The organism is Bradyrhizobium sp. CCBAU 45389, from assembly GCF_028128625.1.
Taxonomy (GTDB): Bacteria; Pseudomonadota; Alphaproteobacteria; order Rhizobiales; family Xanthobacteraceae; genus Bradyrhizobium; species Bradyrhizobium liaoningense_B.
This window is the reverse complement of sequence record NZ_LBIY01000096.1, coordinates 355,591-379,672: the sequence shown is the minus strand read 5'-3', so window position 1 is coordinate 379,672 and position 24,082 is coordinate 355,591. Positions and strand designations below refer to the sequence as shown.

The window sequence follows — 24,082 nt, the reverse complement described above, 5'->3', positions numbered from 1 at the left end:
CTTTTTCGCTCGCGCGGGCTCATGCCGGCGATGCCGCCGCGGCCCCCATATAGGGGAATACGGCCGCAAAACCAATCCTGTCTGTCGATGGCCGCCCTGCGCGGATCGCCCCCGAACAGGCGGCCCGGGGGCCGCCTTGGGTAGGCCAATGGCCGAGCTTACTGGTTGTGGTTCTTCAGGACCTGGTCGCAGGCCTGGGAGATCTTGGCCCGGTTCTCCTTCAGGCAGGCCAGGATGGTGAAATCGCCCTGGTCGATGACCGGACGGCAGAACTTCTGCACATCGCGCGTGCAGGCCTTCTGCTCGGCGTCCGTGCCACGCCCTTGCTGGGCGAACGCCGCCGTCGAAAGGGATGCCGACAGCAGGGTGAGAGCGACGAGAAGCTTACGCATTGTATTCCTTCATTCTGACGGCAGAATCGCACCGATCCCGGCCAGCACTGGGCGAACGACCGGAACGGATTGTTCTGATGGCAAGTCGCCGCGAAAGTTGCGGCCTCAGAGAAGGCACAAGCACTGGCAAATGCGGCCAAATTGGCGCCGCCCCCACCAAATCAGGTCTTCCCTGCGCCTTCAGGGGCAGATGTAAGAGATTGATACTACATCATAATTCAGAAGGTTCGCATTTTACTGCACGGCTGTTGCAGCGCTGCATCTCTCCGCCCCGCCCTTTCGGCCGGAAACACCCCGAAACAGGGCAAATCGCGTGGCCCGGGCCCTTCGCCGGCGCCCGGTGAACCGCCATCTCTGGTCCCGGCGCGTTGAACCTGACACAGGCTCGGAACACTAAACCTTCGATGTGGCGAGACGTCCTTAACCCTCAACGGACGTCGTTCCAAAACGGGATATTTGTGATGAAATTCTTTGGACGATCTGGACTGGCAATCACTGCGGCCGGCGTTGGCGCTGCGCTGCTCTTCTCGGTTTCTGCAAGCCATGCACAGTCGTCCGGACCGTTTGCCGGCTTCGACGGCGCGTGGACCGGCACCGGCACGGTCTCGCTGTCCGACGGCTCCACCGAGCGCATCCGCTGCAAGGCAGACTACAAGGTCGCCGGCAGCGGCCTCAACCTCAAGCAGGCCCTGCACTGCGCCTCCGACAGCTACAAGTTCGACCTCACCAGCGACGTGACGAGCCAGGGCGACCGCATCTCCGGCAACTGGAGCGAGGCGAGCCGCAACATCTTCGGCAATCTCCAGGGCACCGCCGGCGGCGGCCAGATCGACGTGTTCGTCGAGGCCAACGGCTTCGCGGCCAATCTGTCGCTGCGCACCAACGGCACCAAGCAGACGGTGCAGATCAGCTCGAAAGGCGAGATCCGCGGCGTCAACATCACGATGACGAAGGGCTGATCGCTCTTCCCTGCGTTGGAAGGAACACGCCCCCGGTTCTCGCGAGCCGGGGGCTTTTTGCTGACATCAACCATTTTGCTGACATGAACCATCTCCGCAGAAACCTGCTCAAAGCCATTGGGCTCTTCGCCGCCAGTCGCGCGTGGGCCAATGATCAACCGTCAATCAAGCGGGAGACGGACATGCAGCCTTCTGCGGTAAAGCCGCGCCACGTACTCTGCTTCCTCGGCAAGGATGACAGCCTGCTGCATCCGCCGAAGGCGGTGACCAGGACGATCGCCGATTTCAACTTCGAGATCGATCGCACCTATTCGCAAGCCAAGCCCGATCCGCGCATGGAGAGGTCGTTCGGCGTGTGCTGGGACCGCGTCTTCCCGAAGGCATGGTCCGCGTCCGACGAGGCCGCCGTGATCAACCACAAATCCGTCCTCTACGTGCGGAGCCCGCCGATGGATCAGCAGAAGGCAGTCGCCTATTCGGCGGCGGCCTTGCGCATCGTCGAGGAGATGATCGAGGCCGGCGCCACCGCCGTGAAGGGTGAGAGCGCGGGCATCGCCCACGGGCTTGCGCGGTGGCGCAGCCTCGCCGATCAGGCACGCAACGGCGCCAAGACCGGCCAGGGCCTCGGCATGACGCTCGCCCTCGCCAAGGCCTGTCGCCTTGCCTTCGCCAAGCGCCCGCTCGGCGGCGATCGCTATTACGAGACCGTCGGCTATCACCTCGTCGGCCTGCCGGAGGTCTATGTCGCGAAATCACGCGGCAATGAATGGTCCGCCGTGATGCTGATGGAGGAGATCGCCAACGCCATGGCCGAGCACGGCGTTGAGGCGACACTACGCGACCGCAAGCTCACGCTATCGCGGGAGCAGGACTACGCCGCGGACGATTTCAAGTTCAACCCGTACGGGATCGTCCGCATCGAGGCGTGAGTGCGAGGCGGCGTCTGCCGCCCCACGCTCAGATCGCGGGCTTGTCCGGGCCCTGCAGCTTGCCGTGCAGGTTGATCAGCCACATCGCCGTCGGCCTGAGGATGAAGAGGTCGGCGACGAGCGCCATCACCATCGAGAAGGCGCTGAGCCAGCCGAACAGCCGCAGCGACGGCAGGTCGGAGAACACGGTGACGACGAGGCCGCAGGCCAGCACCACCGTGGTCAGAATCAGGGCCGGGCCGACCAGCACGGTCGCCCGCTCCACCGCGAGCGCCGAGCCGACGCCCGGCTTGCTCTCGAGCCTGAGGCGATTGAGGAAGTGGATGGTGGCGCTGAGCCCTAAGCCGAACGAGACGGTGAGCGCGACGACGCTGGCGAATTGCAGCCCCTCGCCCATCGCCCACAGCACCGTTCCCGACATCACCACCGGGAAGATGCCCGGCAGGATGCACGCGAACATCACGACCCAGGAACGGAAGGCAAGGCCGATGAAGATCGCGACCAGCGCGAATTCGACGGTGAGGCCGCGGTTCAGCTTCTCGATCATGCTGGCCGAGTTGCGTGCGGCAATGGCGGCGAGGCCGGTCACGGCGACTTCGTAGCCGGGATGCTTCTTGCGGACGGCATCGAGCTCGGAATCGAGCTTGTCGACGATCGGCAGGAGCTGGCTGGAATCCTTGTCGGGCACGCGGCCCGCGACCACGACGGCGTCCTGCTCGGCGTCGATGAAACGCCGCACCAGATGCTCGGGGATGACGCTGACATATTCCTTCAGCGTCGCGACGTCGGCGCTACCGGCCTTTTCCGCAAGCCAGCGGCGCAGGGTCTCGATCGACCAGACGTTGCCGACGCCGGCCGCCTTCTCGACGGTCGCATGCACGTCGGCGATGGTCTGTAGCGTCTCCGGTGAATAGAGCGTCTCACCCTTGGGGAACTGGATCAGCACGTTGACGGGGTTGGCGCCGGTGAGCTTGGCGTCGAGCCGGTCGCTGGCGGCGACCGCCTGGCGCTTGTCCGGCACCTGGTCGGCGAGCCGGTAGCGCGGCTCCAGATTGGCGTAGATGACGCCGAGGCCGCCGACGAACAGCACCGCGATCAGGCTGAACAGGCCGGGCCGGCCCACCATGCGCACCGCGATCCAGTAGCAGAAATTGCGCAGCGCCTGGACGCCGGCATCGGCGCCCTGGAACTTGACCGCAAAGACCTTCTCGTTGCGCACGAACAGCACGCCGAACACCGGTACCAGCGACAGCACCGCGACCAGCGCGATGATGGTGGCGGCAAGCCCCGCCTCGCCGAACTTGCGGATCAAATCGGAGTCGGAGAACTGCAGCGCGATGAAGGAAATGCCGGCGGTGCCGTGCGTCAGCACGCAGGCCGGCCCCACCACCAGCACCGCGTTCTTGAACGCGGTGAACTTGTCCTGGCCGGCGATCAGCCGGTCGCGCGCGGCGAAGGTCAGCTGCATCGAGTCCGAGAAGCTGATCACCATGATGAGCGGCGTCATCACGTTCAGGAACATGTTGAGGTTGAAATTGGCCCAGCCGAGCGCGCCCAGCGCCAGCAGGATCGCGATCATCGGCGGGAACGCCGCCGCGATCATGAACGAGATCTTGCGGAAGAAGATGATGGCGATGATGCAGCCGGCGAGGATGCCGAGGATGTTGTAGGTGAGTCCGTCGCGCTCGACCGCGTTGCGGATCTCGAGCTGCATCACCGGCACGCCGGAGAGCTGCACGTTGAGCCCGGTATCGCTGAGATCTTCCTTCATCAGCGCGCGGATGTCGGCGACGGTCTTGGTCAGCTTGCTGGAGGCGACCACTGCGGGATCGAGCGAGAGCACGATCAGCGCCAGCGTGCCGTCCTCCGACAGCAGCTTGCCGCGGATGATCTCGTTGTTCTTGACGGTCTCGATGAACTTGTCATAGGCCGCGCCCTCGGGCAGCTCGGGCGGGAACAGCGCCGCCGGCAGCTTGCCCGGCGCCGGGGCCTGGCGCGCCGAGAACAGCGAAACCAGCCCGCGCGTGCCTTCGACCAGCTGCATGTCGGTGACGAAGTCACGCAGCTTCTCGAGGTTGTTCCGCGCCAGCAGGGTCTTGCCCTCGACCACGACCAGGACGTCGAATTCCTCGGCCGGGAACTTCTTCGTGACCTCTTCATACTGCTTGAATTCGCGTGTGTCGGAACGGAACAGCTGCGACAGCGAATCGTCGATCTTGATCCGGTAGATGCCGAATACGGCGCCGACAATCAGGGCGAGCAGGACGATGCAGGAGATGATCGGGGCCCGGACGGCGATCAGCCCGATGCGCTCCAGCCCGAAGGCGATGGAGGACGCAGGTCCCTGCTCGACCTTGTCGACATGAACCTCACTCTCGCTGTGCTTTTCGAGCATGCCTTGTCCAGTTCCTAAATCGGCTCGGTCTTGTGAGCTTATTGCGCCCCGCGAACGGCTTGAAAACGCCATACCAATGGGAGGCTTGCCCGTTGAAAATGCGCGGAAAATCGCCGGCAGCGGTTTAGCAGGTCAAAAGGCCTTTTCGCAAGCGCACGAAGGGTGGCCGAATCGATCAAGATGCGGCGATTTTGCCGGAATGCCCGTCATTCCGGCAATGCCGTGCCAATTCGACGCGCCGCCCGGTCCGCGCTCTCGTCCTTCAGCGCCACGCCGGTGACCTCCCGGGCCAGGCCCTCGCGGACGAGCCAGGCGATCTTGAAGGCGGCCTCGTCATGGCTCAACCCGGCGTTGTGGATGTTCGACACGCAATTGCGCTCGGCATCGGTGCGGCCGGGCTTCGGCGCGAAGGTCAGATAGGCGCCGAGACTGTCGGGCGCGGACAGGCCGGGCCGTTCGCCGATCAGCATCGCGACCATGCGCGCGCCGAGAATCGCACCGATCTCGTCGCCGAGCGCGACGCGCGCGCCTGAGGCGACGACGACACGGCCGAGCGCGACAGCGTCGCCCTCCGCGAGCAACGGCAGCAGGCGCGCCACCAGCGCCACCGCATGGGCGTGGACCGCCGCCGCCGACAGGCCGTCGCCGATCACGAGCGCGAGCTGGCATGGCCCGGTGACGACTCGCGCGAGAGCTTCGGCGGAACCTGAATCGAGCTGTCGTCCGAGATCGGGGCGCCGCAGATAGTCCCGGCGGTCGAGTGCCTGGCTCCTCGCCTCGCTGACGGCGAGACCGAGCGCGCCGAGATCGGCGACCAGACGCGGCGCATCGAAGGCCGCATGCACGGCATCGCGGGCACGGGCATGGTCCAGCGTGAAGTCGAGCAGCGCTGTGGTCGGCAGGCTTGCGCCGCTACGCCCGAGCGCGACGCGCGCGGGCGTGAACGACCTGAGATCGAGAATGGGGCGGGCCGGAACGGATCTGTCACTCATTCGGCGGGAACGGCAGCCTCGCGCAGCCGGATCGAATAGTTCGAGGCGTTCTGTTTGCCGCTGGAAGCTGCGCGCGCAAAGGTGATGAGATGGTGCGCGATCAGGGTGCAGCCGATCAGGCCTTCCATGTCGCCATGCTTGATGCGTCCGAGCGCGAACTTCCAGAACACGCGCTTGTAGTCGCCGAGCACGCCGACCTTCCAGAAGATGTTGCGCAGCATGACGAGGCCACGCCGGATGTTGGGCCAGGTCTTCATCTCGTCCGGCACCGGCACCTTGAGGCGGTGTACATAGACGTGGTCGCATTGATACTGGAAGCGCGCATAGACCTTCTCGGGCTCGTAAGCGACCGCCATGGCGTGCTTCCAGGATGCGACGACCTCGTCATAGGGCAACAGGAAGTCGACGTTGGAATCGCGCCCGTCGTCCTCGACCAGGCGCCCCTCCTTCTCCAGACGGTCCCACAGCGGCGTCTTCGGCAGCGCCTGGAGCAGGTTGATGGTGAGCAGCGGAATCCGGGATTCCTCGACGAAGGCGAGCAGCGCCTCCGACGTGTTCGGCTTGTCGGTGTCGAGCCCCATGATGATGCCCGAGACGACCTCCATGCCGTAGGAGTTGATGGTGTGCACACCCTCCAGGATCGGGACCATCATGTTGTGGTCCTTGTGCATCGCCTTCAGGGCATCGGGGTCGGGCGTCTCGATGCCGCAGAAGATGGTGATGAAATAGGCCTCGCGCATCTTCTCGAGGATCTCGGGGCGCTTGGCGATGTTGAGCGTCGCCTCGCAGGCGAGCCGCACCACGTAGCCCGTCCGCTTCTGCCATTCGATCAGATGCGGCAGCAGATCCATCGCCGCCTTGCGGTTGCCGATGAAATTGTCGTCGACGAAATAGACCGTGTCGGTCATGCCGCATTCGCGCAGGCGGTCGAGCTCGGCGATGATCTGCTCCGGCGTCTTGATGCGCGGATTGCGCCCGTACAGGCCGGGGATGTCGCAGAACTCGCACTGATAGGGACAGCCGCTGGAATACTGGATGCTGCCGAGGAAGTATCTCTTCACGTCGGCGAGCTCGTAGGCCGGGATCGGGAATTCCGTCATCGGCACCCGGTCCTTGGTGGTGAGGACCACCTGTTCGTCAGGACGCGAGGTGTCGCGCGAGAGGATCTCGATCAGCTGGTTGGTGGCATCGCCGAGTTCGCCGACATGGAGATAGTCGAACGACGGATAATAGTCCGGACAGGCGCTGACGGAGGGACCGCCGAGCGCGACCGGCAGATCGAACTCATGGGCGCGGCGGCAGATGTCGTTCATCTGCTGGCGCTGGATATGCATGCCGCTGACGAAGACAATCTCCGCCCATTCGAACTCTTCCTTGGTCGTGCGGCGGAGGTTCTCGTCGACGAATTTGACCTGCCATTCCTTCGGAAGATAAGCGGAGATCAGCAGCAGGCCCTGCGGCGGCATGAAGGCGCGGACGCCATCGGTCAGGGGATAGGAATGCTCGAACGTACCGAACGAGGACGTGTAGCGCGGAAATACGCAGAGAATCCGCCGGGACGTACCGTTGCTTTCAGCTCGCATCTAAGCTCCCCCGCCACACTCGACCTGGTTGCGGAAATTGCCAGCCAGACACATAGCGTAATGCTGTCGCCGGAATTTCTCAATATTGTGGCATGAGCTTAATTCCGAGGGGGACCAATGGTTTCCTGGGGGACTCCCGGCCGCGTCACGCGATCAGCCGCGAGGCGAAATCGGGTAGCAGGCCTGCATCGCCGGCCAGGCGGAAATCGGCACCCGCAATGCCCGACTGCACCAGCCAGTCGTCGAATTCCGGCGCGCGGCGCAAGGCGAAGACGTCGCGGACATAGAGCGCGTCGTGAAAAGACGTCGACTGGTAGTTCAGCATGACGTCGTCGGCGCCGGGCACGCCCATGATGAAGGTGACGCCGGCAGCCGCAAGCAGCGTCAGCAGATTGTCCATGTCGTCCTGGTCCGCCTCGGCATGGTTGGTGTAGCAGATGTCGATCCCGAGCGGCAGGCCGAGCAGCTTGCCGCAAAAATGATCCTCCAGGCCCGCCCGGATGATCTCCTTGCCGTCATAGAGATATTCCGGGCCGATGAAGCCGACCACGCTGTTGACGAGGAGCGGCGCAAAGGCGCGGGCGACCGCATAGGCGCGGGCCTCGCAGGTCTGCTGGTCGACGCCGTGATGGGCGCCCGCCGACAGCGCCGACCCCTGCCCGGTCTCGAAATACATCACGTTCTGCCCGACCGTGCCGCGCCTCTGCGACAGGCCGGCCTCCTGCCCCTCCTTCAGCAGCGCGAGGTCGATGCCAAAACTGCGGTTGGCGGCCTCGGTGCCGGCGACCGACTGGAAGACGAGATCGACCGGCACGCCCTGCCCGATCAGCGACAGCGTCGTCGTGACATGGGTGAGCACGCAAGCCTGCGTCGGGATTTTCAGCCGCGCGATGATCTCGTCCAGCAGCCGCAGCAATTGGGCGATGACGGCGGGATCGTCGCTGGCCGGGTTGATGCCGATACAGGCATCGCCGGCCCCCAGCAGGATGCCATCGAGGATCGAGGCGGTGATGCCCCTGGCATCGTCGAACGGATGGTTGGGCTGCAGCCGCGTGCTCATCCGCCCCTTCAGACCGATGGTATTGCGGAAGGCAGTGACAACTTCGCATTTCCGCGCTGCCAGGATCAGGTCCTGGTTGCGCATCAGTTTCGACACGGCGGCCGCCATCTCCGGGGTGATGCCGGGTGCCAGCTTGCGCAGGATGTCGGGCGTTGCAGCGTCCGACAGCAGCCAGTCACGAAAGGCGCCGACGGTCAGCGATGCCACCGGCGCAAAGGCCCTGGCGTCATGGCTGTCGATGACGAGGCGGGTGACCTCGTCGGTCTCATAGGGAATGACGGCTTCCTGCAGGAACTGCCCGAGCGGCACATCCGCCAGCGCCATCCGCGCCGCGATCATCTGCTCGGCGCTGGCAGCGGCAATTCCGGCCAGCCGGTCGCCGGAGCGCGGCGGGGTCGCCTTGGCGAGCAGGTCGCGCAGATCGGGGAATGTGTAGGTCGTGGCGTCGATGGTGTGGCGGTAGACCAAGGGCCTCTCCGGGACTCGTCGGCCAACGGCCGACTCCAGCACTATCCTGAAACTCTACCTCGGGATCAAGACGCTGAAATAACTTACCTTTCTTTCGACTAAGGACGAAGGCAGCCAAGGGGCGCGTTAACGCCGCGTCCATCTTCGTTCCGCATAGTTTTGCATCAATTTCGCTCGAACTGCGCTCACCGGCCGCTTCAGGCCATTCCGGGCACCTGAACACCATGACATCCGACCGATCTGGGAATGCCGCCGGCCTGGCTGGCCGTTTCACGCTTGCCACCAAGCTCTACGCGATCTTCGCGCTGTTCGCGCTGCTCACGGCGGCGATCGCGATGCTGTCCGACTACAACAGCCGCCGCAGCGCCGAGCTGACCAGCGCGATCGAGACCGCGAATGCAGCCGCGCTGAACGTCGAGCGCGTCAACTCGCTGGTCTATGCGGTGGTGATGGAATCGCGCGGCGTCTACATGTCGACCGAGCCCGCCGTGGTGAAGAAATACGGCGAGGGCCTGCTCAAGTTCAACGCCCAGATCCTTGATGTCGTGAAGCGCTGGGAGACCATCGTCAAAGCCGACGATGCCGAGCAGTTCGCAACCTTCAAGAAGCGCATCGAGCAGTTCGTCGACTTCCGCAAGGAGCTGGTGCGGCGCGGCGTCGAGATCAACGCGGCCGCAGGCCGCGAATGGGGCGACAACGACGCCAACCGCGCGGTGCGCTCGGCGCTGAACAAGGATCTCGAGGCGCTGTCCAAGGTCTATGCCGAGCGCGCCAGGCAGATCGCCCAGCAAACCGAGACCAACCGCACCCTGTCCTTCGTCCTGACCTGCCTCGGCGGCGTGGCGCTGGCCCTCGTCGTGATCGGCATCGTCATCATCGCCCGCTCGATCGCCCGGCCGCTCGCCGCGATCACCGCGACCATCAAGCAGGTCGCCGACGGCGCCGAGAACGTCGAGGTACCGCACTCCGACCGCGCCGACGAGATCGGCGCACTCGCCCGCGCGATCCAGGTGTTTCAGGACGCGATGGGGCGTAACCGCAACCTTGCCTCGCAGGTCTCGCAGGACTCCGCCGCGCGCGAGGCGCGCAGCCGTCACATCGAGCAATCCGTCGAAGCATTCCGCGAGGCGATCGGCGCGATCATGCGCGGGCTCAGCGACAACGCCTCCGTCATGCGCGAGACCGCGCAGACCATCACCCGCGTCACGGCCGACGCGAGCAGCCGCGCCGGCACGGCGGCGAGCGCCACCGAGCAGGCCTCGCACAATGTCACGGCGGTCGCGGGCGCGGCCGAGGAGCTGTCGGCCTCCGTCGAGGAGATCGGCCGCCAGGTGCGGCAGAGCGCCGGTGCGGTCGAGCAGACCGGCCAGCGCACCGAGAAATCGATAGCGGAGATCGAAAGCCTTGCGGCTGCGACCCAGCGCATCGACGGCGTGCTCAGCCTGATCCAGGCGATCGCCGAGCAGACCAACCTGCTCGCGCTCAACGCCACCATCGAGGCCGCACGCGCCGGCGATGCCGGCCGCGGCTTTGCCGTCGTTGCCCACGAGGTCAAGGCACTGGCGGGACAGACCGCGAAAGCGACCGCCGACATCAGCGAGAACGTCGCGATGATCCAGGCCTCCACCCGCAACGCGGTCGACGCCGTGCGCGAGATCGGCGGCGCGGTGCGCGAGATCAACGAGGTCACGTCTGCCATCGCCGGCGCCGTCGGCCAGCAGGACCAGGCCACGCGCGAAATCTCGTCCAATGCGCAATCGGCCGCGCAAGGCAACGAGACCCTCGTCGCCAACATCACCTCGCTGCGCGACGCCATCGGTGAGACCGACACGGCGGCCGCGTCCGTGCTGACGGCGGCAAGCAGTCTGACCGAGACGGCGGCGACGCTGTCGCGGGAGGTGGAGACGTTCTTCCAGAACCTGCGCTCGGGCGCGGCGGACGGTCGCATCGCCAGGGCTGGGTGACGGACGCGTCACGCGCCGCCGCCAACGCAGCATAGACATGCGCGCGGGCCAAGAAAGTATCCTGCGAGACGCGGGCGGCCATGCGGAGAACACGATCTTGACCGCAGCGATTAGGTCGCGCATCGCCGAAATTCCCGCCGGTCCCGTTCACGGCGGCAGCCGGGCTGCTACCTGCTTGACGACCTCGGTAGTGGATAGGGATCGACGGGACCGCGCGAAGACGAAGCGGGATGTCGTCGGGATGCCCGCTTCGGCTCTGCCGTCCTGGCCGATCAGGATCAATCCGGCTCCACCATTTGCCACATTCAGAATAATCGGCTCGCCACTCCACGTCTTGATCGGCTCCATTGCGATGATGAGAAATTCACCCATCGGCTGGTCGAGATATTGGATGCGCAATTGCGGGCCGACCTCTGCCGCAACTAGCTCAAAGCCGAATTCCCGAGCGCGCGCGTAAACGTCGGCCAAGGTCGCCGTGTCGGACGTAAACCCAAGCTGGACCGGCGATACGACCACGAGCTCCACTTCGGTCTTTTGCGAGCTGACGGTGAATGCCGGTCGAGCGAGGATTTCAGCGGCCTGCCCACCGACATTGCAGCCCATTCCATGCAGCTCGTTGCGCAACCTGATCGGGTTAGCGAAGCCGCCGATTGCAATCGTCTTCCATGTCGCAACATCGCGGGCCGACTTGATGGGCTGCCGGGATGCTTGCGCGGAATGCATCTTGAACGTCAGCTGATTCCGCAGAACGTTGCGGGGCGCACATTGGGCCGACGCGGTGCTTGCGAATTGAACGAGGCAGGCTGCACATGACATGGAAACCATGAGGCAGCGGCTCAATCGTCTTGCATTCAAATGATCGTTGCCTGCCCTGCAATTGGCTCGGCTTGTCGGAATAGACATGGCGAAATCGCTTTTTCGATAGCGCTCGGCAAAGAAGCCCGCCTCCGGGTCGATGGAAAGCACGGAGGGAAATGACGTCCATGAACATTGCCCGGCAACACTGAAATGCGTTCGACGGCGGGCTCGAGGTATTCAAATATTGCAATTTCCAAACGGCAGGCGGCAGTTCTCAAGTCGATCACCCGCCTCATCAGACCTAACGGGAATGATGGAGTTGAAGGATAGCACCGAGGTCACATCGGCTCAACAGCGCGGTACACACCCAGTTCGTGGAGTCCGCTGCGGACAGCTCGGGATTGGCAGACTCGCCGGTCGTGATACGATCACCGATATTGAAGTGCCGTTGTCAGACAGCTAGGCGCGATAGGGCAGTAATCATGCCATTCCGCTCTCCATGGTCCACATCTGCGATCGACAAGTTCGCCACTGGCAGTGCCGACCTGCTGATCCTGGTCGGCCGCATCCTGCTTGCCTGGGTCTTCGTCGGAAGCGTGTACGGTGCGCTTGGCAACTTCAGCGGCTCGGTCGGCTATTTCCGGTCGCTGAACGTTCCCGCGCCGCTGCTGTTCACGACGGCCACCGTCGCGCTGGAAATATTGATGTCGGCTTGTTTGATCCTCGGCGTTGGCACGCGCTACTGTGCAATCGTGATGTTTCTGTTCGTATTCTCGGCGACTGCGATCGGACATCGTTACTGGGAATATCCCGCCGGTGCGCAACAGATCGGTCAGTACAATCATTTCCTGAAGAACATCTCGATCATGGGCGGCGCTCTGTTGATCTTCGTCACCGGAGCGGGCCGGTTTTCCCTCGATCGGAGACTGGCGGGCTAGCGGCGTCGCTGGTTTCAGCCTCACGGCGCAAGTGTCTTCGCCACGCGCAGAGCAGCGAGTGCGCTGAGGCAACACGATGTGGCCTCGGAGGAAGGCCGTTACCGCATCACTTCGCTCTTGGCCTGAAGGCAACCTCGAGCAGATGGCCGAAGCGTTTCGAGAGCGGCTTCAAGAGCTCACCCATGATCCTGAAGAGAAGCATCAGCCACGTCGCCGCCGCGGCACACCACAACAGGCTTTCCAATGTCTCGGGCATGAAAGGCCCCCTTTGAAACAACTACTTGAAATACGAGCAGTGTCGCCGAATGGACCCGGCGCGGCAAGCCCTCCAAAAAGTGGCAACTCGCCGAAACACTCGGAACGGCCATCGCGATGAAATATTCGGCAAGACCCCGGCAACCGGCTGCGCGCTGCCGAGGCAACGAGCGAGCGGCAGTCAGTTACCATTTTCCAGCAACTCGGCGAGATCCCAGTGTTTGATGGTTAGGTCGCAGCCAGGCCAGAAGCCGGGCCATGCATTCCTGCCGCCTGGCCGGGCGAACTTCCTGTGCAAGACGCTGCCGAAGGTCGCCACGGAGATGGCGCGGTGTGCGCTGACCTACAATCTGACGCGCGTGCTCAACATCGTCGGCGTCGAGCCTCTGGTCCGTTATTTGCGCAATGATCTGAAGGCTGCACGTACCTCATCTGAAAACAGCTTCGGCTCCTCCCAGGCGGCGAAATGTCCGCCACGTTCGGCCTCGCTGAAGTAGGCGACGCCGGGGTACATAGTCTCGACCCAACTTCGGGGCGCAGCAAAGATTTCGCCGGGGAACGTCGTAAATCCCACGGGAACCGCGACCGCCGGAGAAGACTTGCCGGCCGCACGGGCCGCGGCCTGTCCGGCCTCCCAGTACCACCGTGCGGCCGAGGCCCCAGTGCCCGTCAGCCAGTACAGCGTGATGTTGTCGAGGATGTTGTCCCGGGTGAGATTGCCCGCGGGCCTACCCTCCACGAACGCTCGGGAAATCTTGTAGTAGCTGTCCGTGTCATGATCGAGCATCCAGCTCGCGAGCCCGAGGGGGGAGTCCAGCAGGGAGTAGCCGATCGTCTGCGGCCGCGTCGACTGTTCCAGGAAGTAGCCAAAGCCACTCACCCTGAACGTCGCGGCCGCCTTCTGCGCCGCGCGTTCCTTCTCGGATTCTGCGGGCAGCTTGTCGGACATTGCCGCCACACCCGCGAGCAAGTTGACGTGGATGCCGAGAAGTCCCTTGGGTGCCTGGCGCCCCATCGCATCCGTGACTGCGGCTCCTACGTCGCCACCCTGGGCGACGTAGCGCGTGTAACCGAGGCGATCCATCAGCACCGCCCACGCACGCGCGATGCGGGCGGCGTCCCAGCCGAGTTCGGTCGGCTCACCTGAGAAGCCGTAGCCAGGCAAGGACGGCAGCACCAGGTGGAATGCATCCTCGGGAGTGCCGCCATACTTGGTCGGGTCAGTCAGGGGACCGACCGTATCCAGGAGCTCGATGACCGAGCCAGGCCAGCCATGCGTCATGATCAGCGGCAGCGCGTTCTCATGCCGGGACTTGACGTGGATGAAATGGATCTTCACCCCGTCGATCACGGTCGTGAACTGTGGCAGCGCGTTTAGCCGCGCCTCGCACTTGCGCCAGTCGTACTCAGTCGACCAGTAGCGGGCGAGCGCCCGCAGCGTCGCCAGCTGCACACCCTGCGACCGATCCTCAACGAGCTCTTTGGTGGGCCAGCGCGTGGACGCGAGGCGCCGGCGGAGATTAGCGAGGTCTTCACCCCGGACATTGACGCGGAAGGGAAGAATCGCGTCGACTTTGGTCGTACCAAGCGGGGACCCTGCTTGCTTCGATTGCGCGCGTGCGGCGACGAAATGTATTGGAAGCAAGCTGACGGCACCGGTTGCGACTGACCCTGCGAGGAGGCGTCGCCGGGTGAGTGAGGAGGAGATTGCAGTCATGTTCGACCTCCTTGTTTGCAAGCCCGCTCCTAGACTTAGTGAATTGCGATGCGTCGGCCAGCTTCGACCGTAAGAATGAGCGCAGCTGTGCCTAGGCCAAGCGTATGAGCAATTGTTCGGATGATACCTTTGGTATGGACTGCCCAGTGACCGTGCTACAAACAATATATCGTAGAATCCACCCACCGTCTGATGACGTTGGGCTAAGCGTCTGTCAGCGAGCGACGATGCGTCAGCCAATAGTCGATCTGCCAGCCCTCGTAGCCAAGCAATTCGCCAAAGCGCCGTTCGCGGTCGTCGGACCAGGCTCCGGGCTCGTTCAGAAGCACAAGCATGGCATCTACCCGCCACTCGTGACCCGGTAAGGTGTAGAACAGCATCCGATATTCGAGCTGGGGCAGGTCAGGACATGGTTCAATCACTTCGCGCCTCATCAGGCGACCTACAGCAACCTGCCTGTCGAACATGCGCCAATACCGAAGACAGGCGTCCGGCTCACGGCCGACGATCTCCATGAAATATGCAAGGGGCTTCACACCCCTCAGCATCAGACCGAGTTCTCTGTTGGTATGGACCAAATAGGGCAGCTGACGACGCCATTCGGAGTGCATGTCGGTCATCTTGACCGCAAGACGTTAATTTCCGCCAAGAGGTCACATGTCGAACTGAGCAGTTCCGGGGCCGCTGCATTCCTCTGCGCATCCGTGAATGCACATGCTGGCGCAGGACAGCACCTCTACCCCGCCATCACTCCGCCGCGTCTGATCAGCTCCTTGCCCAACGCGGCGAGGTGCACCTGGTCCGGCCCGTCGCCGATGCGGATGAAGCGGGCGTAGACGTATGCACGCGCGAGGAACGTGTCCTGCGAGACTCCGGCGGCGCCGTGGACCTGGATGGCGCGATCGATGACGCGGGCGGCCATGCTGGGGACCACGATCTTGGCGGCCGCGATCAAATCGCGTGCGGCCTTGTTGCCTTCGCGGTCCATCCTGTCGGCGGCCTGCAGGGTGAGCAGCCGCGCCTGCGCGATCTCGCAGAAGGAGTTTGCGATGTCCTCGCGCACCGAGCCTTGATCTGCGAGCGGCTTGCCGAAGGCGACGCGCGAGACCGAACGCTGGCACATCAATTCCAGCGCGCGCTGGGCGCAGCCGATCAGGCGCATGCAATGGTGGATGCGGCCGGGCCCGAGCCGGCCCTGCGCGATCTCGAAGCCGCGGCCTTCGCCGAGCAGGATGTTTTCCGTGGGCACGCGGACATTGTCGTAGACGATCTCGGGGTGACCGACCGGAGCGTCGTCATAGCCGTAGGTGAGCATGTCACGGACGATGCGCACACCGGGCGTATTCTTGGGCACCAGGATCATGGATTGCTGGTGGTGACGGTCGGGATGGTCGGGCGCGGTCTTGCCCATCACGATCAGGATCTCGCAATCCTCGTTCATCGCGCCTGAGGTGAACCACTTTCGCCCGTTGATGACGTAATCGCCGCCGTCCCGTTTGATCTCGCACTGGATGTTGGTGGCATCGCTGGAGGCAACCTGGGGCTCGGTCATCGAGAAGCCAGAGCGGATGCGCCCTTCCAGCAGCGGCTTCAGCCAGCGCTCCTGCTGAGCCTTGGTGCCGTAGTTCGCGAGCACCTCCATGTTGCCGACGTCGGGCGCCGAGCAGTTGAAGATTTCGGGCGCCCAGAGGATGCGGCCCATGATCTCCTTCACGGGCGCATATTCGAGATTTGACAAACCCGGGCCGTGCTCGCCTGACAGAAACAGGTTCCAGAGCCCCTGTTCCCTCGCCAGCCGCTTCAAATCCTGAAGCACCTGAGGCGTCTTGTAACGCGTGGCCTCAGGTTTGACCTGCTCGTAATAGTGCTCCTCGACCGGCTCGACATGCGCCCGCATGAACTGGCGGACGCGCTCCTGCAGCTCCAGCGAACGGGCGGAGTGGTGAAAGTCCATTTTAATCCTCCCGCTCGCCGACGCTCGCGTCAGTCCCGTAGGGTGGGCAAAGCGACTTGTCCGCCGTAGCTCGAAGAGCGAAGGCGGAAGCGTGCCCACGCTTTCTCTCGATAATCATTGATAGGCGGTGGGCACGGCGCAAGTGCGCCTTTGCCCACCCTACGATTCCGGGTTCGCGGAGAGAGCGCCGCCTCACGTCCCGCGCAACAGCTCGCTCGCCACCACCCAGTCGTTGCCGTCGAACTGGAGCATGTAGCCGTCCTTGATCGGGCGGAAATCCTGCGGCGTGGTGTTGAGGGTGATGCCGGGCATCAGAAGCGACAGCGGCACGTTCTTCAAATTCGCCGCCTGGGCCATGATGTTCTCGCGCGTCAGATTGTCCTTGCACTGCCTGAGCAGCACCACCAGGGCCTCGGCGACGGTGTAGCCGTAGAGCCCGGCGACGTTGTTGATGTCGGCGTTGGGCAGGCGCTTCTTCATGAAGTCGATATAGGCTGTCATCGCCGGATCGTCCTTAGGCGCCTCGACGAACGGCTTGAGCGCGCCGAGCGACAGCACACCCTTGCCGGCCTCGAGCCCGGCCGGTGCCATCACGGTTGCCTTGTTGGCGCAGCCGCTGGCGAGGAAGCGCGTCGGCTGCCAGCCGACCTCGTGCGCCTTGCGGATCGCCTGCGCGCAGGCGCGCGGCGTCACCGAGTAGATCATGAAGACGTCCGCCTTGGTGTTGGCGAGCGTCAGCACCTGGGAATCGACAGTGGGATCGGCGACCTCGAAGCTCGAGGCCATTGCGATCGCCTTGTCGGCGTCGGCGCCGAGCGCCTCCCTGACACCGCGCAGATATTCCTTGCCGGCGTCGTCGTTCTGGTAGAGCACCGCAAAGCGCGCATTCGGGTTCTTGGCGCGAGCATAGGCGACATCGATCGCGGCCTCGCTGGTGTAGTTCGGCGCCCAGGGCAGCGCCATCGACCAGGGCATGTTGGCGGGGTCGTTCCACTTCGACGCCGAGCTGATCAGGAAGATCTGCGGCACCTTGTTGCTGTTGAGATATTTTGCGATCGCCGAGCTCGGCGCGGTGCCCATGGTGGCGAAGATGAAGGCGACGCCGTCGCCCTCGACGAGTCGCCGCGCGGCTTCCATGGTCTTCGGCGGCGAGAAGGCGTCATCGAGCGAGATTAGGTTGAGCTTGCGGCCGTTGATACCGCCCTTGTCGTTGATCTCGTCGAAATACGCCGCGATCACCCTTCCGGTGATGCTGAGCGGCGAAGCCGGCCCGCTATAGGGCATGGTGTTGCCGATCTTGATCTCGGTGTCGCTGACCCCGGGACCATAGGATTTTTGCGCAGGTGCAGGCGTGGACAGGCAGGCGGCAGCCAAAGCTGCGGCCAGGGCCAAAGCGGCTCTCATGGTGTCTCCCCGATGATCATCGCCGCGGCGAAACGGCCGCGCGGCGCGCTGCTTTTGTCAGCGCGCCAGATCAGCGGAGTTCTGCATGACGGTCTTGCGTCAAGCTGCTGGTAGTGCAGCCCGATTCGATGCTAGCGAAATGCCTCGTGAGGACGCGAGATCGGGCGCGGCTTCCATGAACAACAAGGAGCCCCCATGAGCCAGACGCGACGTGTGCTCTCCGCGCAGATCGCCCACGAGACCAACACGTTCTCGATCGTTCCGACCACGCTCGATGATTATCGCAAGCGGCTGTTTCTCCTGGGAGCCGAGATCGCCCCCGCGCTCGGCGCCACCAAGATGGAGATCGCCGGGCATCTGGCTGCCGCCAAACGCTACGGCTGGACCCTGGTGCAGCCGATTGCAGCCTCGGCCACGCCGTCCGGCAAGGTGACGGCCGACTGCTGGGCCGAACTGCAACGCCTGGTCTACGAGGCCTGCGAGACGGGACCGCTCGACGGCGTCATCCTCGCATTGCACGGCGCGATGGTGACCGAGACCGACGAGGATGCCGAGGGTGCGCTGCTGGAAGGATTGCGCAAGCGGCTCGGCGACACGATCCCGATCGCGGTGACGCTCGACCTGCATGCCAATGTCACCGAACGCATGGGCCGGCTGGCCAACATCATGCTGCCCTACCGGACCTATCCGCATATCGACCAATACGAGACGGCACTCCGCGCGGCCGATCTGCTGCAATCGGCGATGGACGGCAAGATCCGTCCGAAGGTCGTCCACCTGCAAGGACCGCTGCTCGACGGATGCAATCACGGACGAACCCAGGGCGGCGTGATGAGCGATCTCCTGGCGCGCGCCGCGGACATGGAGGCACAAACGCCCGGCCTGTTGTCGGTCGACGTCTGCGCGGGCTTCAGCCGCTCGGACATTGCCGAGGTCGGCCCCAGCGTGCAGGTGACCTACGATGCCTCGCATAACGCCGCCGAGACGGCGGCGCGGCAGGCCGCGGCCGCGCTCTACGACGAGATGTACCGTCGCCGCGCGGAGGTCACTGTCGCGGTGTATGATTTGCCGACCGCGACCAGGCTTGCCGCGGAGGCCGCAGCCGATGTCGCCGATACCCGTCCCTTTGTGATTTCCGACTACAGCGACAACCCGGGTTCAGGCGCCTATGGCGACGGCGTCCGCCTGTTGGAGACGCTTCTGAAGGCCAACGTCAAGGGCGTGCTCCTCGGCGTCCTCGGCGATCCCGAAGCCGCCGCCCGCTGTCATGCCGCGGGTCTCGGGGCCAGCCTCGACGTCGTTGTCGGCGCCAAGCGCGATCCCGCGAGCTACGGGCCGCCACTCACCCTGGCCGGACGCGTCGCCGCGCTGTCGGACGGTGCCTTCGTCTGCGAGGGACCGATGAATGCCGGTCAGCCCATGACACTCGGCCCCTCCGCCCTGCTCGAGGTGAGCGGCATCTCGATCGCCCTGTCGACCAACACGCTGCAAACCTATGATCAAGAAATGTTCCGAATTCTCGGCGCGGAGCCGGCGCAGTTTCGGGTCGTCGCGGTCAAGTCCGCCCACCACTTCCGCGCCGCTTTCGGGCCGATGGCCAAGGAGGTGATCCTGGCCGACAGCGGCGGCCTTGCCACGAATGACTACACGACCCTCATTTATCGCAGGGTTCGCCGCCCGATCTGGCCGCTCGACGAGATGCCACTGGATTGATCTGCTGAAGCATCATCCGGAAAGGTGCGAAGCGGTTGACCGGAAAGGTCATGCGCAAACTTCAACCTGAAGCGCGATGACGATTCATCCGAATCTGATCGCGCTTCAGTGCCGCGCACTTCACCGGAGGTTTCAGCTGCGCCGCTTCAGGCTGAACCCGAGGCTGATCCAGCCGGCGCCGGCCATGATCAGGTCGATGCCGAGGAACAGGCCGAGGATGTAGACGCTGTTCACCGGCCAGCGCGCCAGGATCAAGAGCCCGAGCAGCAGCGTGATGACGGCCGACAGCGCCACCCAGATCCAGGGGCTCTCGCGCTTCATGCTGAAGGCGAGAAACAGCCTGACGGCGCCGGAGGCGATCAGCGAGGCGCCGAGGAACAGCGTCAGCAGAACCGCGGCGAATAGCGGGTTCTCGAAGGTGAGGAAGCCCGCGATGACATAGAGCACGCCGAGCAGGGCCCAGATCAGGAACTTGCCCCAGCTCTTGAGCTGGAAAGCACCGATGATCTCCGTCACGCCGGCGACGATCATCATGGCGCCGACCACGATGACGCTCGCCACCGTCGCCATCACCATGCTGCCGAGCGCAATGAAGCCGGCAATGAGATAAACGACGCCGAGCGCGACGATCCAGCCCCATTTGGCATGCAGCGCCGTGATGCCGGAGCCGAGGCTTGGATGATGAGACGTGTCAGAAGCACTGGTCATGGCTGCCACTCCTGCATCGAAGCCCGGGGGCACACGCCAGAATAGCACGTACCGTGCCGGGACGACAGCCAGCAGAGCACCCTTCCCGGCAGCAACATTGACGCAAATCAAGGTCGAATGCGGTGCATCAGCCGCGCGAGCGCTCCATCTCGAGCTCGGCCTTGAGATTGTCGAGATCGCGATAAATTGAAGCGACGGCAAGCACGTGGCCGCCCTTGCGGTACTTCAACAGGCAGTCCTTGCCGGAAATGCTGCCGTCGATGGCGACCTCGTCGAAGCTCTCGGCGTGACCGACATAGTTGATCGGGACGTCGTAGTGCTGGGACCAGAAGAACGGCACGGCGTCGAAGCGCTCGCGCCTGCCGAGCATGTTGCGTGCCGCGGTCTGGCCCTGGCGCTCCGCCACCACCCAATGCTCGACGCGGATGGTATGCCGCGAATGCGGATCGGGCCAGCGCGCGATGTCGCCGGCGGCGAAGATGCCAGCGACGCTGGTTTCGAGATATTCAGTCACGCTGACGCCGCGATCGGCGGCAAGACCCGCCTGCTCGGCCAGCGCCAGGCGCGGCTTGACGCCGATGCCGACCACGACCAGGTCTGCCTCGATGACGGCGCCGCTCTTCAGCGTGGCGCGGGTGCCGTCGAGCCTCTCAACGGTGTCCTCGAGGTGGAAGTTGACGCCGTTCTCTTCGTGCAGGGCGCGAATGAAGTCGCCCATCTCGGGCCCGAGCACCTTCTGCATCGGCCGCTCTTCCGGCGCGACCACGTGCACGTCGAGCTTGCGCGCCCGCAAGGACGCCGCGACTTCCAGGCCGATGAAGCTGGCACCGATCACCAGCGCGCGCTTCGCACTGCCGGCGGCCTTGATGATGGCGCGGCTGTCGGCGACGGAGCGCAAGGTGTGGTGCGGCTGCTCCGCGCCCGGGATCTGCAACTTGACGGGCTCGGCGCCGGTCGCGAGCAGCAGCCGGTCGAACGGCAGGCTGTCGCCATTGGCGAGGGTCACGCGGCGTGCTCTTGGATCGATCCTCACAACGTTCGTGTTGAGCCTGAGATCGATGCCGGTGCTCTGATAGTAGTCCTCGCCCCGCAGCGGCAGCCAATCCTCCGGCGCGTTGCCGGCGAGGTAATCCTTGGAGAGGTTGGGACGGTCGACCGGCATCGCGCCATCGTTGCTGAGCATGGTGATGGCGCCGGCAAAGCCCTCGCGCCGGAGTGTCTCGGCCGCGGCGAAGCCGGCGGCGCCGCCGCCGACGATCACGAATTTTTCGGGTGTCGGCGCAGTGCGATGCGCTGCCGACGGCTTCGGCGCCTCGCGCTTGCGCTGAACCAAGATCCTGTCCTGGTCCCTTGTCACCTCCCACACCGCCAGCGCGTTCAATGCCGGCGGACGGCTGGCCTCGCCTGTGCGCAAGGAGAAGCAGGCGTGATGCCAGGGACAGCGGATGGTATCGCCGACCACGAGGCCGTCGGCGAGCGGGCCGTGATAGTGGCTGCAGGCGGGCTCGATTGCAAAAATCTCGCTGCCGGCCTGCACCAGCAGGACGTCTTCGCTCCCGACATGGCCGAGCAGCTTGCCGTCCTTGAAGTCGGCGAGCGATACGCCCGTGGTCAGATCCGGCCCGCTCGGCTTCTTGTCCTCGCTCATGGTCACCTCCTGACGGCTTGACGCGCAACTCAGGAATTGGACGGCGGGACGCGCAAAAAGTTCCTGCGATCGCGAAAATCAGGACCCGGCTGCGCGCACATCGCGCACGGCCTGCGCCCATTCGGCCGGCCGCTCCTGCGGCAAATTATGACCGGCGCCGGCGAACACGCGCCGCTCGAAGAAGCCCTCGAACTTTGGCGCATGGTGCGCGGTGCCGGGATTGACGCCGTCGCTGTCGCCGTCGATCGCGATGGTCGGCACGCGGATCGGCGGCTGCGCGGCGAGCCTGGCCTCGATCGCGGCGTAGGCGGGATCGCCTTCGACCAGCGCGTAGCGGTGGCGATAGGAGTGGATCACCACATCGACGAAGTCGGGGTTGTCGAAAGACGCCGCGCTGGTCTCGAACGTCGCGTCGTCGAAGGCCCATGTCGGCGACCACATCGACCACAGCTGGCGGGCGAAGCCGCGGCGGTTGCGTTCCAGCGCGCGGCGGCCGCGCTCGTTGTGGAAGAGATATATATACCAGAGCGCCGCCTCCTCCGGTGGCGAGGCCGGCTCCATGGATCGGGCGATGTTCTGGATGTTGTAGGAATTACCGGAAACGAGCCCGACGACGCGCTCGGGATACAATGCCGAAACAACGCAGGCCGCGCGGCCGCCCCAATCATAGCCCCCGACGATTGCGCGCTCGATGTGAAGCGCATCCATGAAGGATAGGAGATCGGCGCCAAGCGCCGCCTGCTCGCCGGAGCGCAGCGTTGCGGCGGAACGAAAGCGCGTCGGCCCGTAGCCGCGCAGCCAGGGCACCAGCACCCGCGCGCCGGCCTCTGCGATGATCGGCGCGGCCGCGGCATAGGCGTTCACGTCATAGGGAAAGCCGTGGCCCATGATGCAGGACCAGCCGTCGGCGGCGCCGTATTCGAGATAGGCGATATCGAGGACATCCGTGGCGATGGTTTTTTGTTGCATGGTTTTCTCACGGAGTTGGGCCTTCGTAGCCCGGATGGAGCGAAGCGTAATCCGGGGACGCCTGCATCCGCGAATCCCGGATTTCGCTTCGCTCCATCCGGGCTACAAGAGGACTACTTCTGCGGCCCTGACAGCGAGATGTCGCGCTCGGCGCGGAATACGTTGCTGTAGAGATTGGCGATCCACTGCCGGCCGATCTCGGTCTTGTTGAGATAGCCGATCTCGGTCTGGATGTGCGGTGCGACGCTATTCCAGTAGAATTGTGGATAGCGGTTCACAATGTCCGCGGGCGAGTCGTAGCCGAGCTGCCGGTTCATGCCCACTTCCTCGAACTCGTAGTAGAGCGCGTTGGCCTTGCGCAGATAGTTGGGATCGCCGAGCTGGCCGATGAAATCGGCGGCGCGCAGGATCGAGGCTTCGTCGTCATAGTCCTGGCCCTCACGGGCCGGGAAGCGCGTCCCCTCGATGGCGCGGACAATGCGCTCAGAGTCGAGGCCGCGGATCGGCGGCAGCCGCCGCCGCACGAACAGTTGCGAGCGATCGACGTGATACATCATCAGACTGGCATCCGAAGCGCCGCGCGGCAGCGACACCTTGGTCCCGGCTTCGTCGATGATGAAACCATCTTCGTCATCCTCCGGAAACAGGCCGCGGACATAGCCGATGTCGTGCGCAAGGCAGGCGATCAGGACATGAACGTAGTCCTCCGCCTCCAGGTGAGTGTGAAGGTACCGCCCGCTGAGAATGGAATGGCCCGCCAAAGTCACCAGCATCGTATGCTCGATGTTGTGGTAGAGCGCATCGCTGTTGCCGATGCATTCCATGGTGGTGCGGGTGGCGCTCTCGATGACGTTCGCCGACTCTTCGCCGTACCTGCGACGCATGAACGAGCCCAGCAACTTCTCCAGGGATTCAGCCGCCAGTCTCGGCAACGTCAACATGGATGCAGCCCCGCTTGTCGGTGGTGTCCCACGCCAGCTCCCGACGTTATTGTCCTCGACGCGAGAGCCAGCATAGCCCATCTTGGGCCGGGGGGCCAAATCCCGCGCCCCAAATCCGTAAATTAAGTTGCTCTTGTGCCCTGCAAGATTGTGGTGGCGGTCGCGGCGCGATGCAGCCGGGCCGACGGGTGGGAAGGCTCCGGCCGAGGCGCGGAAATCAAATTCGCTTTATCGGACGTCAGCGCAAGGCCGGCGCAATGGACCGCAGCCTGGCGCATGCGCCTGCATCGTCTTC

Annotated in this window: 20 protein-coding genes; 5 read left to right on the top strand and 15 right to left on the bottom strand. The window is 64.3% G+C overall.

What is annotated here, in order from left to right:
- Positions 1 to 158: 158 nt before the first annotated feature.
- Positions 159 to 392 (bottom strand): hypothetical protein, encoded by a 234-nt coding sequence (locus tag XH79_RS31580; protein ID WP_008553259.1) that lies wholly within the window; start codon positions 390 to 392, stop codon positions 159 to 161.
- Between the two features lie 461 nt (positions 393 to 853).
- Here XH79_RS31580 and XH79_RS31575 point away from each other — a divergent pair, with 461 nt between their 5' ends.
- Both XH79_RS31575 and XH79_RS31570 read left to right on the top strand, forming a co-directional pair.
- The gene (locus XH79_RS31575) at positions 854 to 1,351 is read left to right on the top strand and encodes a hypothetical protein (protein ID WP_018648252.1); all 498 of its coding nucleotides are present in this window, start codon (positions 854 to 856) and stop codon (positions 1,349 to 1,351) included.
- A gap of 83 nt (positions 1,352 to 1,434) precedes the next feature.
- Positions 1,435 to 2,280: a hypothetical protein gene (locus XH79_RS31570; protein WP_212343716.1), complete on the top strand. Its 846-nt coding sequence runs from the start codon at positions 1,435 to 1,437 to the stop codon at positions 2,278 to 2,280.
- A 28-nt stretch (positions 2,281 to 2,308) separates the two neighbouring features.
- On the opposite strand, the gene XH79_RS31565 is transcribed toward XH79_RS31570, so the two are convergent.
- The 4 genes from XH79_RS31565 to XH79_RS31550 form a co-directional block, all read right to left on the bottom strand.
- Positions 2,309 to 4,675, bottom strand: coding sequence for an efflux RND transporter permease subunit (locus XH79_RS31565; RefSeq protein WP_271584184.1), 2,367 nt, complete (start codon positions 4,673 to 4,675; stop codon positions 2,309 to 2,311).
- 206 nt (positions 4,676 to 4,881) lie between these two features.
- Complete coding sequence (eutC, locus tag XH79_RS31560) at positions 4,882 to 5,667, bottom strand: ethanolamine ammonia-lyase subunit EutC (protein ID WP_271584183.1); 786 nt, start codon at positions 5,665 to 5,667, stop codon at positions 4,882 to 4,884.
- On the bottom strand, positions 5,664 to 7,250 hold the full coding sequence (locus tag XH79_RS31555) for a B12-binding domain-containing radical SAM protein (RefSeq protein WP_212343713.1): 1,587 nt from the start codon (positions 7,248 to 7,250) through the stop codon (positions 5,664 to 5,666). The genes eutC and XH79_RS31555 overlap by 4 nt, the downstream gene beginning before the upstream one ends.
- A 145-nt stretch (positions 7,251 to 7,395) precedes the next feature.
- Positions 7,396 to 8,778: an ethanolamine ammonia-lyase subunit EutB gene (locus XH79_RS31550; RefSeq protein WP_212343712.1), complete on the bottom strand. Its 1,383-nt coding sequence runs from the start codon at positions 8,776 to 8,778 to the stop codon at positions 7,396 to 7,398.
- 224 nt (positions 8,779 to 9,002) lie between these two features.
- Here XH79_RS31550 and XH79_RS31545 point away from each other — a divergent pair, with 224 nt between their 5' ends.
- A complete protein-coding gene (locus XH79_RS31545) occupies positions 9,003 to 10,742 on the top strand; it encodes a methyl-accepting chemotaxis protein (protein WP_271584182.1) in 1,740 nt (579 codons plus the stop codon).
- Positions 10,743 to 10,889: 147 nt separating this feature from the next.
- Here XH79_RS31545 and XH79_RS31540 read toward each other — a convergent pair whose 3' ends face one another.
- Positions 10,890 to 11,708 carry a hypothetical protein gene (locus XH79_RS31540; RefSeq protein ID WP_271584181.1) on the bottom strand — a complete coding sequence of 273 codons (819 nt, stop codon included), beginning with the start codon at positions 11,706 to 11,708 and terminating at the stop codon, positions 10,890 to 10,892.
- Positions 11,709 to 12,022: 314 nt separating this feature from the next.
- On the opposite strand from XH79_RS31540, the gene XH79_RS31535 reads away from it, so the two are divergent.
- Complete coding sequence (locus tag XH79_RS31535) at positions 12,023 to 12,478, top strand: DoxX family protein (protein ID WP_271584180.1); 456 nt, start codon at positions 12,023 to 12,025, stop codon at positions 12,476 to 12,478.
- A 106-nt stretch (positions 12,479 to 12,584) separates the two neighbouring features.
- Here the strand turns inward: XH79_RS31535 and XH79_RS31530 are convergent, their stop codons facing one another.
- The 5 genes from XH79_RS31530 to XH79_RS31510 all read right to left on the bottom strand — a co-directional run bounded on the left by XH79_RS31530 (position 12,585) and on the right by XH79_RS31510 (position 17,808).
- A complete protein-coding gene (locus tag XH79_RS31530; RefSeq protein WP_212343709.1) occupies positions 12,585 to 12,734 on the bottom strand; it encodes a hypothetical protein in 150 nt (49 codons plus the stop codon).
- 393 nt (positions 12,735 to 13,127) lie between these two features.
- Positions 13,128 to 14,450 (bottom strand): epoxide hydrolase family protein, encoded by a 1,323-nt coding sequence (locus tag XH79_RS31525; RefSeq protein WP_271584179.1) that lies wholly within the window; start codon positions 14,448 to 14,450, stop codon positions 13,128 to 13,130.
- Between the two features lie 203 nt (positions 14,451 to 14,653).
- Complete coding sequence (locus XH79_RS31520) at positions 14,654 to 15,070, bottom strand: hypothetical protein (protein ID WP_271584178.1); 417 nt, start codon at positions 15,068 to 15,070, stop codon at positions 14,654 to 14,656.
- A gap of 116 nt (positions 15,071 to 15,186) precedes the next feature.
- On the bottom strand, positions 15,187 to 16,404 hold the full coding sequence (locus XH79_RS31515) for an acyl-CoA dehydrogenase family protein (protein WP_271584177.1): 1,218 nt from the start codon (positions 16,402 to 16,404) through the stop codon (positions 15,187 to 15,189).
- A 192-nt stretch (positions 16,405 to 16,596) separates the two neighbouring features.
- Entirely contained in the window at positions 16,597 to 17,808 is a 1,212-nt protein-coding gene (locus XH79_RS31510; protein WP_271584176.1) for an ABC transporter substrate-binding protein, read from the bottom strand.
- Between the two features lie 195 nt (positions 17,809 to 18,003).
- On the opposite strand from XH79_RS31510, the gene XH79_RS31505 reads away from it, so the two are divergent.
- Positions 18,004 to 19,521, top strand: a complete 1,518-nt coding sequence (locus tag XH79_RS31505; protein ID WP_271584175.1) for a M81 family metallopeptidase — start codon at positions 18,004 to 18,006, stop codon at positions 19,519 to 19,521.
- Positions 19,522 to 19,653: 132 nt separating this feature from the next.
- Here the strand turns inward: XH79_RS31505 and XH79_RS31500 are convergent, their stop codons facing one another.
- The 4 genes from XH79_RS31500 to XH79_RS31485 form a co-directional block, all read right to left on the bottom strand.
- Positions 19,654 to 20,229, bottom strand: a complete 576-nt coding sequence (locus tag XH79_RS31500) for an HdeD family acid-resistance protein (protein WP_212343704.1) — start codon at positions 20,227 to 20,229, stop codon at positions 19,654 to 19,656.
- Between the two features lie 127 nt (positions 20,230 to 20,356).
- The gene (locus tag XH79_RS31495; protein WP_271584174.1) at positions 20,357 to 21,877 is read right to left on the bottom strand and encodes an FAD-dependent oxidoreductase; all 1,521 of its coding nucleotides are present in this window, start codon (positions 21,875 to 21,877) and stop codon (positions 20,357 to 20,359) included.
- A 78-nt stretch (positions 21,878 to 21,955) separates the two neighbouring features.
- On the bottom strand, positions 21,956 to 22,846 hold the full coding sequence (locus tag XH79_RS31490) for an alpha/beta fold hydrolase (protein ID WP_271584173.1): 891 nt from the start codon (positions 22,844 to 22,846) through the stop codon (positions 21,956 to 21,958).
- 113 nt (positions 22,847 to 22,959) lie between these two features.
- Positions 22,960 to 23,787, bottom strand: coding sequence for an HD domain-containing protein (locus tag XH79_RS31485; RefSeq protein WP_212343701.1), 828 nt, complete (start codon positions 23,785 to 23,787; stop codon positions 22,960 to 22,962).
- Positions 23,788 to 24,082: the final 295 nt, after the last annotated feature.